Genomic DNA, 18,752 nt, shown 5'->3' on the forward strand with positions numbered 1-18,752 from the left:
CGGTTTAACACTGTAAGCTTATCGAAATTAACGAAACAGGAAAATTGGCTATTTGTCAATTTTAGCTAAGTATTCAAGAATATTAAGATTTTAGGAGTACGTATAACCAAGAACTTATGCTTTTTCAGACAAGTTTAATCGCTTTGCATTTGATTAGAATGCCTTTTCAGCGGTAAGTAGAGGGCAAAAGATGTAGTAACTGAATGCAAAGCAAAAAATGATGCAATAAAATGCCAAATTTGTTTAATAGACCTCTTGCTTAAGATGCTAATTTTATTTTGATAAAAAATAAAATTATGTTCCGTTATAGTCGATTTCAAGCACTTCTTTTATTTGTTTTTTTTTCATTGACAAGTAATGGCCAAATTCGATTAGCGACCGTTTTTTCTGACTCGATGATTTTGCAACGTAATAAGCCTATAACTTTTTATGGCTGGGGTAATCCAGGCGAGAAATTTAATGTTCAATTTGCGGGTAAATCAATAAAAACGAAAGTAAAAGCCGATAGTAGCTGGGAAGTAAATTTTTCAGCCCTTCCGGCTGGCGGTCCGTACAAGCTTTTAGTGAATGGGAAAAAAACCATCACGCTACATGATATTTGGATGGGGGATGTTTGGTTTTGCAGCGGTCAGTCGAATATGGAATGGAAATTGGGATGGCTTGAAAAAGAGCGGAAGCATCTAGGATTATTTACAAATCATAACATCAGAGTTTTAACTGTTCCTCATTACATGGGCAATAAACCCGAATCAGAGATAAAGAAGTCGTCATGGAAGGGGTTTAATACTAATAACGCAGCTGATTTGTCTGCTGTAGCTGCTTATTTTGGTCACTATCTGCAACCGTCAGTAAATGTGCCCATTGGGCTGGTTGTAAGTGCGTGGGGCGGAACAGATATTGAAGCATGGATGCCGGAAGTTTCATTAACTACTTTCAAAAATTATAAACCATCTATTCAAAACCTTCACTCCATTATAAATATTGATTCTTTTCAAATGCATGCGCAGGAAGCCGGCCGTAATTGGGAAGATTCTGTTAATCGTCTTGATGTGGGCTTGGTAAGCGGTTGGTATAAGCCTTCTAATCAAACTACAGATTGGCAGGTTGTGCAAGTACCCGGTGCCTGGGATCATTGGGGTATTAAAGGCGAAGGCAATGGCTGGTTTAGCAGGAAGTTTTTAATACCATCTGCAGATGCAGGTAAAAGTGCATTGCTGAGTTTAGGTAAAACAGGTAACTCAGCAGAGGTATTCATTAACGGCGAGAAAATCGATAATGCAATATCATATGATAGCAGATTGATTTATACGATTCCCGGAGAACTACTTCAGAGCGAAGAAAATATTATTACAGTACGAATTACCAAATTGTGGGGGTTAGGTGGTTTTATTGGCAAAGAGGAAGACATGTTTTTACAAACTCCATCGGGTAAAAAAAACTTAACGGGTTTATGGAAATTTAAACCTGGGTATTTAAGTAGTAACCCGGCGCTTAAAACAGGTCCAAATAATTTTCCAACTTCTTTATACAATGGAATGGTTCATCCGTTTACACAATTATCTTTTACGGGTGTGCTTTGGTATCAGGGAGAAAATAATTCCAATCGTCCCGCTACCTATCAACGTTTACTTTCGGCTTTAATAAACAATTGGCGAGCTGAGTTCAAAAATGATTCCTTAACCTTCCTGATTGTTCAATTACCTAATTATATCAATTCAAATCCGGAAAACAGAAACTATGTTTTAATAAGAGATGCACAACAAAAAGCTGCAACACTACCTGGTGTTGGAGTAGCAGTAACCATTGATATAGGCGATTCAAACGATGTTCACCCTGTAAATAAAAAAGATGTTGGCTATCGGCTTTCATTGCTTGCAAGAAAACTGGCTTACCATGAAGATGTAATGGAACAGGGGCCTGTATTACAAAACGTTCAACTCGATGGAAATAAAGTTCGTTTAACTTTTGCAAAAGCTTCAAACGGATTGCTTACGAATGACAAATATGGATATGTACGGGGATTTGAAGTAGCAGGGCCCGACAGCATCTTTCATTTCGCCAAAGCAGAAATTGAAGGCAACGGTGTAATTGTTTACAGTAAAAATATTGAAAAGCCAATAGCAATCAGGTATGCTTGGTCGGAAGATCCTGATGCCTCATTATTTAATGCGGAGAGATTACCGGCAATGCCATTTTACATTTATCTAAAATGATTACATAAAGTATAAAAAATCTATAAATAAGGATAGATATGAAGAAACTGTTTTTCTATATGTTCGTGTGCTATGCAGGGATGGTGAATGCACAAAAAAATTATGAACCCACATGGAATAGTATTGACAGCAGACCTGTACCACAATGGTTTCAGGATGCAAAATTCGGTGTGTTTATTCACTGGGGAGTTTACTCTGTACCATCTTATATCTACATCAACAGGCAAGGTTCTGTGTATGATTGTTATGCCGAATGGTACGAAGTGTTAGCCATGAGTCGTAAAGGGCCAAGCAGGGATTTTCATGATCGTGTTTTTGGTAAAGACTTTGAATACAGAAGCTTTGCACCAATGTTTCGTGCTGAGTTATGGCAACCGGAAAAATGGGCACAGCTTTTTAAAGATGCCGGAGCGAAGTACGTGATCCTAACATCAAAGCATCATGATGGATTTGCTTTATGGCCAAGCTCAAGTCCTTATTCCAAAGGATGGAATGCAATGGAGGTGGGTCCCAAACGTGATCTTGTTGGCGATCTTACAAAAGCAGTTCGTGAGAAAGGTATTAAAATGGGACTTTATTTTTCGCTGATCGAATGGGAAAGTACACCTACACAAAGACCGGGAAATTTTAATGGTTACTATTTGCCTCAAGATGTTGTAAGCAAATACAAAATTCCTCAGGATAAAATGATTACCGATCACATCATTCCGCAAATGAAAGAATTGGTGATGAAATATCAACCTTCCATCTTATATCCGGACGGAGATTGGGATGAAGATGAACATCGCCTTCAAAGCAAAGAATTTCTTTCCTGGCTTTATAATAATGCGCCTAATAAAGATGAAGTTGCAGTAAACGATCGTTGGGGCAAAGTAAGAGGGAAACACGGAGGTTATTATTCAAGAGAATATGCAGATACTGATCTCGACAGCGATCATCCCTGGGAAGAAATTCAGGGAATGGGCTATTCATTTGGTTATAACCGTAATGAAGATATTAATGATTACCGCACATCGGAAGAGCTTGTTCATTTACTTGTAAATACTGTTGGACGTGGGGGAAATCTTTGTCTTAATGTTGGTCCGGCCGCAGATGGTACTATGCCGGGTATAATGGAACAACGTTTAAAAGATATCGGGGCCTGGCTTGCGATTAATGGGGAAGGAATCTATGGAACAAAAGCATGGTTTAATCCTGCCGAAAAAAGTAAAGCACCTACTACAACTGCAACGGATACAAAGGAAAAAACTGCAGCAGAGGCAGCATCAACCAAATCAGTTAAAACACAATTCTATACAGTTAAAGGCGATGACCTGTATGTCATCACTACAAAATGGCCTTTAAACGGCTTGCTTGTCCGAGATGTTTCATTTTCTGTTAGTACGAATGTTAGGCTGCTGGGCTCCCCCAAAAAAGCAAAACTTGTAAACACCAGTAACGGTGCCCGAATAATACCTCCCATGTTATCGCCCGCAGATTTTAATGGAAAGTATGCATATGTGTTTAAAATAACTGGAGGGGCCAGACAAATCAAAAAAGGAAAATAAAAAGCAGCAGCATGAAAATTTTTAAAACAGGAAGAGGAATTGTAGTTGAATTTGAGCATAGGCTTTATTTGTCAAATCTTACGGATTGGGATGCTTACATCAATCGTGATAATTTATATACAGAAATAAGAAACGAGTTAAACAATTTGGAGCCCGAACCGGGTATCAGCAGCTGGTTAGAGCCTTCAACACTTGCACCTGTTGGTCAGCAAGAGGTATGGGCTGCTGGTGTAACCTATTTGCGTAGCCGGGACGCACGAATGAATGAGTCGAAAGAAAGTGGAGGAGCAACCTTTTATGATAAAGTGTATGATGCCGAGAGACCAGAATTGTTTTTTAAAGCATCAGCTCAACGGGTTATGGGCAACAATTCTCAAGTGAGAATACGCAAAGATTCTACATGGAATGTTCCGGAACCAGAACTCACGTTATTCATTACATCCAACGGAAAAATTGCAGGTTATACCATTGGAAACGATATGAGTTCCAGAAGTATTGAAGGAGAGAATCCTTTATACTTACCGCAAGCAAAAGTATATGATGGTGCTACAGCTCTTGGTCCTTGCATCTATGTATCCGAGCAACCGATACCGTTTAATACCGGGATTCACATTCAGATCCACAGGGGCAATACTAAGATGTATGCAGACAGTACTCGCATCAGTCAAATGAAACGAACGCACGATGAATTGGTTGATTACTTGTATTGTGAATGTAGTTTTCCCAATGGCTGTTTTTTAATGACGGGCACCTGCCTGGTTCCGCCAAATGAGTTTACACTGCTATCAGGAGATGAAATTATCATCAGCATTGATCATATTGGAACACTTACAAATACGGTAGCATAATGAGTATCACAAATGATACACTTCAAATTAAATTCAGGGCGTTCAATCCTGTTAATGGCCAACCGCTGGATGAAGAATTTGCGGAGGCACTGGAAAGTGAAGTAAACGAAGCTTGCGAAGCAGCCGCTTCATCGTTTGTTACTTACAGGAAAAAAAGTGGCGAAGAAAAAGCCATTTTTTTTGAAGCAATAGCAGACGAGTTATTGCTTCTTGGAGATACGTTAATTGAACGTGCTTCATTAGAAACAGGCCTGCCTGCAACCAGGATTCAAAACGAACGAGGCAGAACCATTGCACAACTTCTGCTTTTTGCTGATCTGTTACGTGAAGGCAGTTGGGTAAATGCAATTATAGATACAGCAGATAGCACACGAGTTCCTTTACCTAAGCCGGATGTACGTCAGATGCAGCAACCGTTAGGACCTGTGGCAGTGTTTGGAGCCAGCAATTTCCCGTTGGCATTCTCGGTTGCCGGTGGAGATACTGTGAGCGCCTTGGCAGCAGGTTGCCCGGTTATAGTAAAGGCGCATCCTGCTCATCCCGGAACATGCAAACTGGTGGCTTCTGCTATTAGACAAGCAGTGAGTAAAGCCCGAATGCCTTCAGGAGTGTTCAATATGGTGCATGGTATAACGCATCAGGTAGGAGCCTGGTTAGTGAAGCATCGTGCAATGAAGGCTGTTGGTTTTACCGGTTCATATGCTGGAGGAAAAGCTTTGTTTGATCTTGCTGCCCAACGACCGGATCCTATACCTGTATATGCCGAAATGGGAAGTGTGAACCCCGTGTTCTTTCTTCCGGGAGCATTACGGGATAAGTGCGAAGAACTGGCAAAAGGATTGGCTGCTTCTGTAACGTTAGGTAATGGTCAGTTTTGTACAAATCCGGGAATGTTTGTTTTGGTGAATACTTCTGCAGGTATGGAGTTCGTTCAAAAATTAAAAGAAGCGGTTGAAGCAGTGAATGTCGGTCCTTTATTGACAGAGAATATCCAAAAACAATACGTAAAAAGTATTCAGCGGTTAGCTGCTGATCCATCAATAAACATGTTGACGAGAACCGATGCTGATATTGTTCAATCGCATGTTTTTACTACAAATACAAAGGCTGCTTCCAATCATGATTACATCACAGAGGAAATTTTTGGACCTTGTACGATGGGTATACTTGTGAAAGACAAGTTGGAAATGATAGAATTTGCTCAATCGTTGAAGGGCCAGCTAACTGCAACACTGCATTCGACTAAAGAAGATTTGGAAGAATATAGAGAACTAATTGAAATACTGCAACAAAAGGCCGGTCGGCTTATTATAAACGGTTTTCCAACAGGTGTTGAGGTAACCCATGCGATGGTACACGGTGGACCATTTCCAGCTACAACTGATAGCCGGTCTACTTCTGTTGGTACGCAGGCTATTTATCGGTTTACCAGACCCGTTTGTTTTCAGGATTTTCCAAACGAGTTATTGCCGGCAGAGTTAAAACAGGAAAATCCATTAAACATTTTCAGAAAGGTAAATAACAATTTTGTTAGAGACTTGTAACACAAAATATACAGTTTAGTATCGTACAGCAATCAGTAGTCTACGGAAGGGTGATTCTTCACCTTTCCTTTTTTTAGGAATACAATTGCTGCGTTGCTTTCAAATGTGATGTACAGTGTTGGAATGAAAGAAAATTCTTTTACGTAAAAAACAAAATACATGAAGAGGATAGGTTTAGCATTATGCTTATTCATTGGATGCTCAGTGATACAGGCACAATCTTTTTCCGTTGAACAGAAAATAAATGAACTGATTAAAAAGATGACACTTGAGGAGAAAATAGGAATGATACATGGAAATACAGCATTCACAACGGCAGGTGTAAAACGCCTTGGTATTCCCGAATTAGCAATGAGCGATGGCCCCCACGGAGTAAATTATGAACGCCCATTAGATTGGTCAACACCTCGTCCTGCGTCTTTAGATTCTGGCACTTATTTGCCTGTTGGAGTTTGCCTTGCAGCCACATGGAATACAAAATTGGGTTATGATTTTGGCAAGGTTTTAGGCAGTGAAGCCGCATTTAGAAAGAAAGATATTATTCTCGGACCAGGGATAAACATTATACGAAATCCATTGAATGGCAGAAATTTCGAGTACCAAAGTGAAGATCCATATTTAATATCAAAAATGGTAGTTAGATATATTAAAGGGGTACAAGAACAAGGCGTTGCAGCTTGTGTAAAGCATTTTATTGCTAATAATCAAGAAGTTAATCGGAATACGATTAATGTAGAAATGAGCGAACGTGCACTGCAGGAGATTTATTTACCCGGTTTTAAAGCTGCTGTAATGGCTGGCGTATCTACAATAATGGGCGCATACAATCAATTTAGAGGCGAGTATTGTACGCATAATAATTACCTGGTAAATAAAATTTTAAAAGGGGACTGGAATTTCAAAGGAATAATGATAAGTGATTGGGGAGCTGTCCACAATACAATGCAAGCCCTTACAAATGGGTGTGATATCGAAATGGGATCAGAACTTGCCATGCTCCCGAATATTAATTACAATAATTTTTTTCTAGGTGACTCTGCTTTAGCACTTATTAAATCCGGACAAGTAGATGAATCTGTGATCGATGAAAAGGTTCGAAGAATATTAAGAATCATGTACAAGTATAATATGATTGGTGGAACAAAACAATCTGGACAATATAATACCCGAGATCACCAATTAACGGCATTAAAGGTGGCTGAAGAAGGAATTGTGCTTCTCAAAAATGAAAATAATTTATTGCCTTTAAACAAATCGAAAATAAAATCCATTGCAGTTGTTGGAAATAATGCGGTGAGATTGCATGGGTTTGGTGGCGGCAGTTCGCAAGTGAAAGCATTCTATGAAATTTCTCCATTGAAGGGAATTTTAGACATTGTTGGACAAAATGTGAAAGTGGATTTTTCGAAAGGCTATGATGACTACAAAAATTCTAAAGCAAACGATTCTCTTATCAATGCAGCTATTTCAGTTGCAAAAAATGCCGATGTTGTAATTTTTGTGGGAGGCTGGACACACGGTTATGATTATAATAAATGGGACGACAACGCTTTTGATGCTGAAAACGTTGACAAACCAAATCTTCAAATGCCATTTGATCAGGATATATTAATAAAGGCATTGCAAAAAGTAAATCCAAACCTGGTTGTAGTGTTAGTTGGTGGTGGGCCTGTTGATATGACAGCATGGGAAGGAAAAACGAGATCAATTATTCAGGCATGGTATGCCGGAATGGAAGGAGGAAATGCTTTGGCTAATATTCTTTTTGGCAAAGTAAATCCTTCTGGTAAATTGCCGTTTACTTTTCCAAAAAAGCTGGAAGATGCACCTGCAATTAAAATTGGTGAATATCCAGGCGATGGGTCCACAGTAAGGTATAAGGAGGATATTTTTGTTGGTTATAGATACTATGACTCCTATAATATCATTCCACAATTTGCATTTGGACACGGTTTATCATATACAACCTTCAAGTATTCCAATTTAAAAATAGCTACTTCTAAACACAGCGCAACGATATCTTTTGTTCTAAAAAATACAGGTAAAAAAGAAGGAGCAGAAGTTGCGCAGGTATATGTGTCTGAGGTAAATCCCATAGTGACAAGACCTAAAAAAGAGCTGAAGGCATTTCAGAAAATATTTCTGAAAGCAGGCGAGGAAAAGCTGGTTATACTCAAACTTGATGAAACTTCGTTTCAATATTTTGATGACACTAAAATGAAATGGGTAGTGAATCCAGGCGTGTTTAATATTTTAATCGGCAGCTCATCTACAGACGTCAGATTGAACAGGATGATAAGCATAAAGTAAAGATTATAACTAAGTAAAGGGTTAAAAACAATATACTAGTATTTTTTAGATGCTAATCCCACAAGGAAAATAAACATACATGCTAATAAAGATCAACTCAAAAAGTGTTAAGCAGTTTAACCACAAATCATGAAACTTTCCTACAATACAGCTTATCCTTCGATCGAAGACTTGCGCAGTAAAGCAAAACAACGGATTCCAAAGTTTGCATTTGAATATCTTGATGGCGGATGCAATGAGGATGTTAATCTTGAAAAAAATACACGAGAGTTAAGAAACATCGAGTTAAAGCCACACTACTTAAAACCATTTGAAAAAATAAGACTGGAAACGGCATTGTTTGGACATATTTATAGTGCCCCATTCGGCATTGCTCCTGTTGGACTACAGGGATTAATCTGGCCACAATCACCACAGATTTTGGCGAAAGCAGCAATGCAGGCAAATATTCCATTTATTCTCAGCACAGTTACTACAGCATCTATTGAAGAGATTGCTGCAATCACCGAGGGGAAATGTTGGTATCAGCTTTATCATCCGGCAGAAGAACACATCACAGAAGATATTATCCGACGTTTAGAAGTGGCCGGTATTGATGTGTTGGTATTGTTGTGCGATGTGCCTTCTTTCGGTTTCAGGCCACGGGATATCAGGAACGGCCTGGCAATGCCACCCCGAATGACGATAGCAAACATGCTGCAAATTGTAACAAGACCTGATTGGGCTATTCAAACATTGGTAAACGGTATACCACAGTTTGCTACCATGAAACCATACATGCCCAAAGGAATGAGCATGAAACAACTGGGTTTGTTTATGAACCGTACCTTTTCTGGAAGATTAAATGAAGAAAAAATTGATCGGATACGACAACGTTGGAAAGGAAAATTAATTCTGAAAGGTGTGGCCACTGTTGAAGATACTGCTATTGCACACCGTTTAGGTGTTGATGGTATTATTGTTTCAAATCACGGGGGGCGACAATTAGATGCAGGGGAGTCTTCTGTTCATTCACTGATTCCTATCGTTGAAAAGTACAAAGGCAAATTATCAATTATGCTGGATAGTGGTTTGCGATCGGGGCCCGATGTGGCAAGGGCATTAGCAGCCGGTGCAGAATTTGTTTTCCTCGGCAGAAGTTTTATGTATGGCGTAGGAGCTCTTGGAAAAAATGGAGGCGATCATACAATTGGTCTTATCAAAACCCAACTGCAACAAATTATGGAACAAGTAAACTGTTCACGTATTGAAGATTTGCCTGAACATTTGGTGAAAACTTCTTTGGCTAAATTGTGATCATTCGGGAATTCCGAAAAAAAATAGGATTCTGCCAGCAACTGTCAACAGAATTTATATGAATTTCAAAAAGAGCAGTTACGAAAAATGTTGTAAACTTTCAATTACTGCCAGATGCTGTTAAATAATGCCGGCTTCTGTCAACAGTATTTAACAATAACAAACGGAATATTCAGAAAACAGACCTCTTTTTTCGGAGGGGATTCGAAAGTTGTATCTGTTGGAATACAAAGAGAACGTACAGTATGCTGTTAAGAAATTCTTCTAAATCATATTTATTCTAATCAGTCCAAATCTAAAGTCCTTTTAGAGTACATCATAATATAATTTTTTTGTGCTTACCTAAACTGAATAATGTTTTAAGAAGCTGCTTTATGTAATGAATTTTCTGGTTATCCTTAGTATACTAAAAGAGCTTTTAGTATTTATTTGATTTAATCTATAAGTTCCAGTTCATTGCACTCCGCAAATAGGTTGCAAAGAGCCTTTATAAGTTTGTACTTTCTTACAAACTTAAAATACATGAATATGTTGTACCTGGCAGTTTCTATCATTTGCCTGTTTTTTGGATGTTTAATTGGGTGGCTATTTAGTAAATCCAAATCGTCGCAATTACAAGCTGTATTAACTGAAAAAAATGAACAGTTACAGAATTCGATAGGTGATTTAATGAATCAGAATAAACAGCTGATGATCGATAAAGAAGAATACCTGTCCCGCTTTCAAACAGCAAACGGCAAATTACATATACTTGAACAGGAACGGGTGAAGGCTGAACAAACACAGCATGATTACCGTGAAGCTCTGGCACAGGTTGCGGCCGTAAAAGAACAACTGCATGCGGCAAATGAAAAGTTGCATACACAGAAGCAGGATTTAGAAGCATTAGGTGAAAAGTTTCGGTTTGAATTTAAAAACCTGGCACAAGGAATTTTAGACGAGAAATCACAAAAGTTTACCGAAGCCAACGAGAAAAACATCAAAGCAATTCTCGATCCTTTAAAAACAGAAATCGGCCAGTTCAAACAAAAAGTTGAGGAGACCTACGATAAAGAAAGTAAAGAACGTTTTTCGCTCGGCCGTGAAGTACAAAAACTGGTTGAAAGTAGTCAACAGGTAAGTGAACAGGCTAATAATTTATCGACAGCATTAAAGGGTAACAAAAAACTTCAGGGTAATTGGGGCGAAATGATCCTCGAAACCATACTCGAAAACAGCGGTTTGATAAAAGGGCAGCATTTTAAAGTACAGGAATTTATCAAAGATGCAGCAGGTGATATCGTAAAAGACGAACATGGTAGAGGTTTACAGCCCGATGTGACCGTCTTTTATCCCGATGAGCGAAAAGTAATTATAGACTCGAAGGTGTCGCTCATTGCATACGAAGCTTCGGTAAATGCTGAAGATCCCGAAGAGTCCATCAATTATTTAAACGAACATGTAAGATCAATAAAAGCGCATATTGATGGGTTAAGCAAAATGAATTATCCGAAATATGCCCGAGCGCTGGATTATGTACTGATGTTTGTGCCGATTGAACCGGCGTATTTAGAAGCATTAAAATCGGATACAACGCTATGGAAATATGGATATGATAAAGGCATTATTTTGGTAAGTCCGACTAACTTGTTCGCAATTTTAAAAATCGTGGAAGAAATGTGGCGGGTAGATAAACAGACCCAAAATGCAGAAGCAATTGCTGAACAGGCAGGTACGATCTATGAAAAATTTGTCGGGTTTTTGACCAACTTTAAAGCAGTAGGTGATTCAATTAACGACGCCCAGACCGTATACGAAAATGCGTATAAGCAGTTGGCTACCGGCAGAGGTAATTTTTCGAAGCAGGTGGAACGTTTAAAAGAGATGGGGGCCAGAACAGTAAAGAGTATTCCCGTAGATTATTTAAGCGAAGAGTAACAATGTTCGATAAAAGCGCTCTTATTCACAGGTAGTTGGGAAGAATGCGAAAAAATTGATCGGGATTAGACTTTTTGGCTTTCTTGAAGCCTCGAATTTAGCTGGTTTATCATTGTTGGTCTACGTAATTAAATTAATAAGAATGATACTTATATTTGAACGAATAACCATTTTGTTTACAAAATACCTTTCTCAAAAGACACCATGTTTGTTATCGATTCCAAAACCAACTCTATTCAGTCGTTAGCACGGAAAAGCTTTTCTGAATTAGGATTTAAAGAAAGAGCCAACTTACAAGAATGGATTGCCGGAAATCCTGAATCGCTTGGCGAAAAATTACTTATCATTCAAAAAGAATTTAGCGGCTTCAATGAAACCAATGAGCGTCTCGACTTACTTGCTCTTGATAAGGAAGGCAATCTTGTTGTAATTGAAAATAAGCTAGATGATTCTGGAAGAGATGTTACCTGGCAGGCATTAAAATATGCTGCGTATTGCAGTACACTGAACAAAGAGCAGATCGAAGAGATTTTCCAGGCTTACTTGAATGCCAGTGGTACAGACCTGGTGGCCGCTCAGGTACTGGAAGACTTTTTTGATGAAACTCCCTACCACGAAATAAATATTAATAAAAGCAGTAAGCAACGTGTTATACTTATTGCCGCAAACTTTCGAAAGGAAGTAACGTCGACAGTACTTTGGCTGATGAACTTTAAAATCAGGCTTCAATGCTTTAAGGCTACGCCATTCGAGTTTAACGGCCAGTATTTTCTTTCACTTGATCAGATCATCCCTACGAAGGATGCGCAGGATTATGTGATTTCGATGACCAATAAAGCACAGGAAGAAATTTCAACCGAAGATGAGGTAAAGACCAGGCATAAAATAAGATTAAAGTTCTGGGCTGCATTTTTGAAAGAAATTAAGGGCAAGTCAAGTTTATATCAAAATTCCAATCCGGTAAAAGATCATTGGCTTGTAGCAGGTGGGACAGGGATTACGTATGTAAATTATACCTGCACCCTAACAAAATCAGATGCTGCTGTTCAATTAAATTTTGGTCGTTCTTCACAGGTGGAAAATAAATTACTTTTCGACTCGCTTTACAAACATAAATCGGCGATTGAAGCTGCTTTTGGAGAAGAGTTGATTTGGGAAAAAATGGAAGAAAAGAAAAGCTCCCGAGTTTCTATCTATAAGGCTGGTCTCAATTATTTTAACGAAGATGATTGGCCGGCAATTATCAGTTTCCTGATTGACAAGCTAAATAAAATGGAAAAGGCAGTTAAGCCTTATTTCACTGAAATCAAATTGATTTTGCAACAATCTGTTAAGGATATTCAAGAGCCCTTGGAAGAAGAATAACATTAAACCAGTACAAGTTGGCTACTAACAAACATGCAATGATACGTTACCAGGCACTGGATAAATGCTTTGGTAACCCCGGGAGGAAATATTTTTTAGAAGATTTAATGGATGCGTGCAGCAAAGCCATTGAAGATTTTACTGGTAGTGCTGTTTCAGTTAGTAAACGTCAGATTTTTGAAGATATCAAGTTTATGGAAAGTGCCCAGGGGTGGTCAATTGAACTGGACAAAGTAAAAGATGGGAGGAGAGTATTTTACAGATATCTCGATCGTAAATATTCCATCAACAATCGTTTGTTAAACGAACAGGAAGAAAACCAGGTTAAAGAGGCCCTGTTAACCTTAAGCCGTTTTAAAGGCATGCCACAATTTGAATGGGTGGAAGAAATGTTGCTGCGTTTAGAATCAAGTTTTCATTTGAAAGGTAGTACCGACAAGATTATTGAGTTTGAGCAAAATCCGTATTTGCGGGGTCTCGAATATCTGTCTATCCTTTTTGATGCCATTCTTTACAGGCAGTCATTGGTAATAGATTACAAAGGATTTAAGCAGGTCAAGAAAACCTCCTTCCACTTTCATCCATATTATCTGAAAGCCTACAATAATCGCTGGTTTGTGTTTGGTTGTCAGGAACAAAGCGATCATTTAACTAACCTTGCTTTGGATCGTATACTTAATGTTCGTTCCGGCAAGATGAAGTATAAGCCAAACGATGTAGTGAATTTTGATGATTATTTTGAAGACACTGTTGGGGTGACGATGGCTACGGATGCAAAACCTGCTCAGGTTCTGATAGAGGTTGCCAGAAGTTATTGGCCCTATATTGAAACCAAACCAATTCACGGTTCGCAAAAAGTAAAAAGGGTTAAGAAAGACTCAGTACTCATAGAATTATACGTTCATTTGAATTATGAGTTTAAGACATTGTTATTTTCTTTTGGAGAAAATATTAAGATATTACAACCAGAAGCTTTGGCGCAGGAACTTTTGGAAAAAGCAATTAAACTTATAAAACATTATCGTTAGAATGCAGATGTGCTGCATAGATAGGTAGCATTTTTGTTTTCTAAATTTTAGATTATATGCATGAAATTCAGAAGTCATACGAAGACGGAGTGTTACTTCATATTAAAAAAAGCGTTCGAAAGCTAATCAACGTTCTACCTATTGATTTGAGAGGGCGAAATTTTCATGTAATTCCCTTTTTACTTGTTTTGTATAAAAAGAAAATACTTCTTTATTCTTCTCTGCGAACCAACACGCAGATTTCAATCGGTGATTTAATAGCAGATTACAAAGGGGCAGACGCAGAATATGTTAAGGCCGTTTATTCAACCGTGCAAAAAGAAATTGGGGGAATACCGTACACAAGTCTTTTTGAAATTGTGCAATTACTTGACGTTTTGGATGAAGAAACATTTTTCGAAAAATTCAGTTTAATCTTTGAAGATTATATATTGTTTCTTCAGCAAAATTTGGGTAAAGCAATTGATATTCCATTATTACCACAAGAGCTTGTTCATGTTTTGACAGGTTTAGAAAGAGTAAAAGTGGGAGCCAATGTCTATAACCCTTTTGCAGGCGACCATTCACTGGCAATTGAGCTAGCCGGAGTTGCAAGAGTGATAACTCAGGACAGTGGCCGGGAAAATTGGGCATTAGGTATTATCCGTGCTATGGCTTGTGGATTTGAAGATCTTAGCTGGCTTTTACATTCATTCCCTTTCAATGACGAGAAGGTGAATGAAATGAAATTTGATCTGATTGTCTCGGCTCCTCCCTTTAGATTAAAATTACTTAATTCAAATTTTAATGCCACATCCATAGAAGATCTGGTCATTCGAAAGTCGGTTGACATGCTGAAACCCGATGGCAAGTTGGTTATTCTTGTGGCACCAAGTTTTACATCTTCTGAGTCGAAAGCCGATACAAAACTGAGAAGGTTTCTTGTTGCAAATGATTATCTGGAAAAAGTGATTTCTTTTCCGGGAGCATTGCTTCCTCATACATCGATTCCATTTTCGATACTCGTTATCTCCAGGCAAAAAGAAAAAGAAGGGAAAGTGCTTTTTGTGGATGCCGAGGAAACAGTAAAACAACTGTCAAAAAGAGAGAAGCGAATTGACGTGGACCATTTTTTTGAATTAATTGCTTCAAAAAATGAACGTTCTAATTTACGTTATATCGATAATGAAGATATAGCTGAAAACGATTTTAAGCTGAATGTAAATCGGTATTTGATTCACGAAGAAGACTATTCTAATACCCGCTATGAAATTGTACCACTCAGTTCTCTTGTAACATCTGTTTCAAGAAATACTAAAATTATCGAAAAGCTTACAGGCCGTTTTATTCGTATAAGAGATTTAAAATCAAATCTTGAAGATTATAAAATTAATCTGAATGATATTGCCTTTGAAGAATTGCCAAAGCATGTATATAGAGTAGATGAGCCTTCTTTATTGTTGGCATTGCGCTTTAGTCAACTTAAGCCTAGTATGGTTACTGAGGTGTATGACCCTTACTATGTATCAAACGATATTCTTGCTTTAAACGTAGACTTTACCAAGGTAGACATACGCTACCTCATTTCGGAACTCAAGAGTTCTTATGTTGAGACACAGGTTGGGAAATTCAGGATGGGGGCTACCATTCCTTATATAAGTAAGAACGATATTCTACAGCTGAAAATCCGATTGCTCACGTTGGAAGAACAAAAATTACGGGTTGAAGCAGAACTTGATATTCTGGATCGAAATAAGCTCACTCCGTACGAGGAAGATGAAAAAGAAACAAACAATGCTGTTGCAGAACAGAATGTTTTTCTCAGGCATAAATTGGCCGGTCCGGCACAAACCTTAGGTGGCACAGTTCAGAATTTAATTGACTTGCTTGAGAAGCACGTGTTTACTTCATACCCTGATCTGAAGAAACTTAAATTAAGTGAAAAGCATTTGTTTACACTTGAAGATTATCTCCGAATCATGATGAAGGAAAGCGACTCTTTACTTCAAATTGTTAGCCGCCAGTTACGTGTTGAGCAAGAGATAGAACAAAAGAAACTTGTTCCTATAGATATGGTTTCATTTCTGGAAGAGTACGTACAGGATGTACTGTCGAGACCCAGTCGACTTTTTGATATTAAGTTTGGGTATACTCCAGATGAAGAAGCCGATGGAAAAGTGTCAAAAAGTTTATACATCCTGGCAAATGGCGAGTTGTTGAAAGATATGTTGGATAATCTTCTTGAAAATGCTGTAGTTCATGCGTTCAAGGGGACTGAAAATAATCGAATTGAGATTTCACTGTTCACTAATCCGGGTTTGCATGATGATGTTGAAGTTCAACTCCTTGTTTCAAATACCGGCAAGCCGCTCAGCGAAACATTTATATTAAAAGATTATATCCGGAAAGGGTTCAGCTCAGGTGATAATGCAGGCGAAGGTTTCGGAGGCTGGTATATAAACGAGATCGTTAAAAAATTCAGTGGCCGATTAGATTATATTGACGAAACCGGTCCTGAAGGATTACCGGAGACTGATCTTGCTACTTCATTTGAATTTTCTTTTCCAATTTATATAAACGAATAGTCAATGTATAATGTACTTTGGTTTGATGATGAACATCAGTCGCTAACTGACATAAGGGAAAAGGCGCATGTGAATGATGTCGTTTTGCATGGCGTTTCAAATGCGCAGGATGGCATTCGCCTTCTGAAAGAAAAATACATGCAGTATGATGCTGTAATTGTTGATGGCTTGTTCTATCAGAACGCTAACCAAACCGGCGACGTGTCGAAGCAAGACGCATTTATAGAAGTTGCCCGAACTTTAGACACATTAAAAGATCAGAAAAGTATTCCATGGTTCATCTTATCAGGGCAAACCACTTTTACAAAAGGTTCAAATGCTGTGGTGGATGTTTACAGAAATGGTAAAGTATACGATAAGGTAAGTGATAAATTGAAAGATGACCTGAGTTTGCTTTGGAGCGATCTTAAACGGGAAGTAGATTTTTTACCTGAAACTCAAATTTTACGTAATCACAAAAGAGCATTTGCTTTTTTTACAGATGAATACCTGGGTGAAAAGTATGCGCCTGTTTTGTTAAATGCAATTAAGCTTTGCAGCAATTCGATTGTTACTACAGAAGAAATAAGAAACAGCTTTGTTCCCCTCCGAAAGATCATGGAGCAATTGTTTCGTTATTTAACTGAGATAGGCGTTATACCGGAGGAAGTGTATAGCGCTGCCGGTTCGTTTAATCAGTCCAGTATTTATCTTTCCGGTTTGCATACAGTTTATAAAATCAACGAAGGACTGATTCCTCCGGTTATTGGTTTTTTATTAAAGCAGGTTACCCAGGTTACACAGGACAGTGCGCACGACAACCCGGGTAAATTAAAACTTGCCGTTGATGAGTTTATTCATTCCAATCAAACAAATTATCTCTACCAGAGTACAGTATATCAGTTGCTGGAATTATTAGTTTGGTTTAAAACATTTGCAGATGAGCAGAAAACAAAAACAGACTTTGCACAGTCCTGGCAGGTTATTTCAACAGCAAAAGAATCTGTTTCCGGCGAATGGCAACAAGGCAGCATCACACGCATTGCCCCTAATGGGTACGGTACATTTCAGCCAGATGACGGGTCGCCATCACTTTCAATTATACCGAAGTTTGTAAATGAATTTGCATTACAGGAAAAGGATATTATTTTAGTTGCTACCGAAGAAAGCAACGACAAACAAAAACTGCACATAAAAGCAATAAAGAAGATTTAAACGAATGGCCAAAGCAACCAAACCCAAAAAACAAAGCAGCATCGAAGAAACCCTGTGGGACAGTGCCAACAAACTCCGTGGCAGTGTAGAAAGCGCCGAATACAAACATGTGGTACTCGGTCTTATCTTTTTAAAATTTGCCAGCGATAAGTTTGAAGAACGCAAACAGGAACTCATTGCTGAAGGCAAAGAGCAATATACCGACATGGTGGAATTCTACACCATGAAGAATGTGTTTTACCTGGCACCTGAAAGCCGCTGGAGTTATTTAATTGAAAATGCCAAACAAAACGATCTGGCATTAAAGATTGATACAGCCCTATACACTGTTGAGAAAAACAACCCGGCACTTAAAGGAGCATTGCCCGATAATTATTACAGCCGCCTCAACCTCGATGTAAGTAAACTCGCTTCCCTGCTCGATACCATTAACAACATCAATACCCTTCTCGATAAACAGCAGGATATTGTGGGCCGTGTGTACGAATACTTTTTAAGCAAGTTTGCATTGGCCGAAGGAAAAGGCAAAGGAGAGTTTTATACACCCAAGAGTATTGTACACCTGATAGCCGAAATGCTGGAACCCTACAAGGGAAAAATTTACGATCCTGCCTGTGGCTCCGGGGGTATGTTTGTGCAATCCATCAAGTTTATTGAAAGCCACAACGGTAACAAACGGGATATTTCTATTTACGGCCAGGAGTACACCGCCACTACCTACAAGCTGGCAAAAATGAACCTTGCCATCCGTGGTATTACTGCCAACCTGGGCGATGTGCCGGAGAATACATTTATACGAGACCAGCACAAAGACCTCAAGGCCGATTTTATTATGGCCAACCCGCCCTTTAGCCAAAATCAATGGCGGGCCGATGATGAACTTACAACCGATGCACGCTGGAAAGGATACACGGTGCCACCCACGG

General features: G+C 38.7%; 12 protein-coding genes. All 12 read left to right on the forward strand.

What is annotated here, in order from left to right:
• Nucleotides 1–401 precede the first annotated feature (401 nt).
• Nucleotides 402–2,213, forward strand: coding sequence for a sialate O-acetylesterase (locus tag VK159_RS15220; protein ID WP_324231017.1), 1,812 nt, complete (start codon nucleotides 402–404; stop codon nucleotides 2,211–2,213).
• A gap of 38 nt (nucleotides 2,214–2,251) precedes the next feature.
• Nucleotides 2,252–3,760: an alpha-L-fucosidase gene (locus VK159_RS15225; RefSeq protein WP_324231018.1), complete on the forward strand. Its 1,509-nt coding sequence runs from the start codon at nucleotides 2,252–2,254 to the stop codon at nucleotides 3,758–3,760.
• A gap of 11 nt (nucleotides 3,761–3,771) precedes the next feature.
• Nucleotides 3,772–4,608, forward strand: a complete 837-nt coding sequence (locus tag VK159_RS15230; protein ID WP_324231019.1) for a fumarylacetoacetate hydrolase family protein — start codon at nucleotides 3,772–3,774, stop codon at nucleotides 4,606–4,608.
• Nucleotides 4,608–6,152: an aldehyde dehydrogenase (NADP(+)) gene (locus VK159_RS15235; RefSeq protein WP_324231020.1), complete on the forward strand. Its 1,545-nt coding sequence runs from the start codon at nucleotides 4,608–4,610 to the stop codon at nucleotides 6,150–6,152. The genes VK159_RS15230 and VK159_RS15235 overlap by 1 nt, the downstream gene beginning before the upstream one ends.
• A 159-nt stretch (nucleotides 6,153–6,311) precedes the next feature.
• Nucleotides 6,312–8,462, forward strand: a complete 2,151-nt coding sequence (locus VK159_RS15240; RefSeq protein ID WP_324231021.1) for a beta-glucosidase — start codon at nucleotides 6,312–6,314, stop codon at nucleotides 8,460–8,462.
• Between the two features lie 129 nt (nucleotides 8,463–8,591).
• Nucleotides 8,592–9,758, forward strand: coding sequence for an alpha-hydroxy acid oxidase (locus tag VK159_RS15245; RefSeq protein WP_324231022.1), 1,167 nt, complete (start codon nucleotides 8,592–8,594; stop codon nucleotides 9,756–9,758).
• A gap of 669 nt (nucleotides 9,759–10,427) precedes the next feature.
• The gene (locus VK159_RS15250; RefSeq protein ID WP_324231023.1) at nucleotides 10,428–11,675 is read left to right on the forward strand and encodes a DNA recombination protein RmuC; all 1,248 of its coding nucleotides are present in this window, start codon (nucleotides 10,428–10,430) and stop codon (nucleotides 11,673–11,675) included.
• 204 nt (nucleotides 11,676–11,879) lie between these two features.
• Nucleotides 11,880–13,040 carry a DUF4268 domain-containing protein gene (locus tag VK159_RS15255; protein WP_324231024.1) on the forward strand — a complete coding sequence of 387 codons (1,161 nt, stop codon included), beginning with the start codon at nucleotides 11,880–11,882 and terminating at the stop codon, nucleotides 13,038–13,040.
• A 17-nt stretch (nucleotides 13,041–13,057) separates the two neighbouring features.
• Nucleotides 13,058–14,068, forward strand: coding sequence for a WYL domain-containing protein (locus tag VK159_RS15260; RefSeq protein WP_324231025.1), 1,011 nt, complete (start codon nucleotides 13,058–13,060; stop codon nucleotides 14,066–14,068).
• 56 nt (nucleotides 14,069–14,124) lie between these two features.
• Nucleotides 14,125–16,632, forward strand: a complete 2,508-nt coding sequence (locus VK159_RS15265; protein WP_324231026.1) for an N-6 DNA methylase — start codon at nucleotides 14,125–14,127, stop codon at nucleotides 16,630–16,632.
• A gap of 3 nt (nucleotides 16,633–16,635) precedes the next feature.
• Complete coding sequence (locus VK159_RS15270; RefSeq protein WP_324231027.1) at nucleotides 16,636–17,826, forward strand: hypothetical protein; 1,191 nt, start codon at nucleotides 16,636–16,638, stop codon at nucleotides 17,824–17,826.
• Nucleotides 17,827–17,830: 4 nt separating this feature from the next.
• The coding region (locus tag VK159_RS15275) for a class I SAM-dependent DNA methyltransferase (RefSeq protein WP_324231028.1) at nucleotides 17,831–18,752 on the forward strand (922 nt) is incomplete at its 3' end.

The organism is Lacibacter sp. (genome assembly GCF_035299325.1).
Taxonomy (GTDB): Bacteria; Bacteroidota; Bacteroidia; order Chitinophagales; family Chitinophagaceae; genus Lacibacter.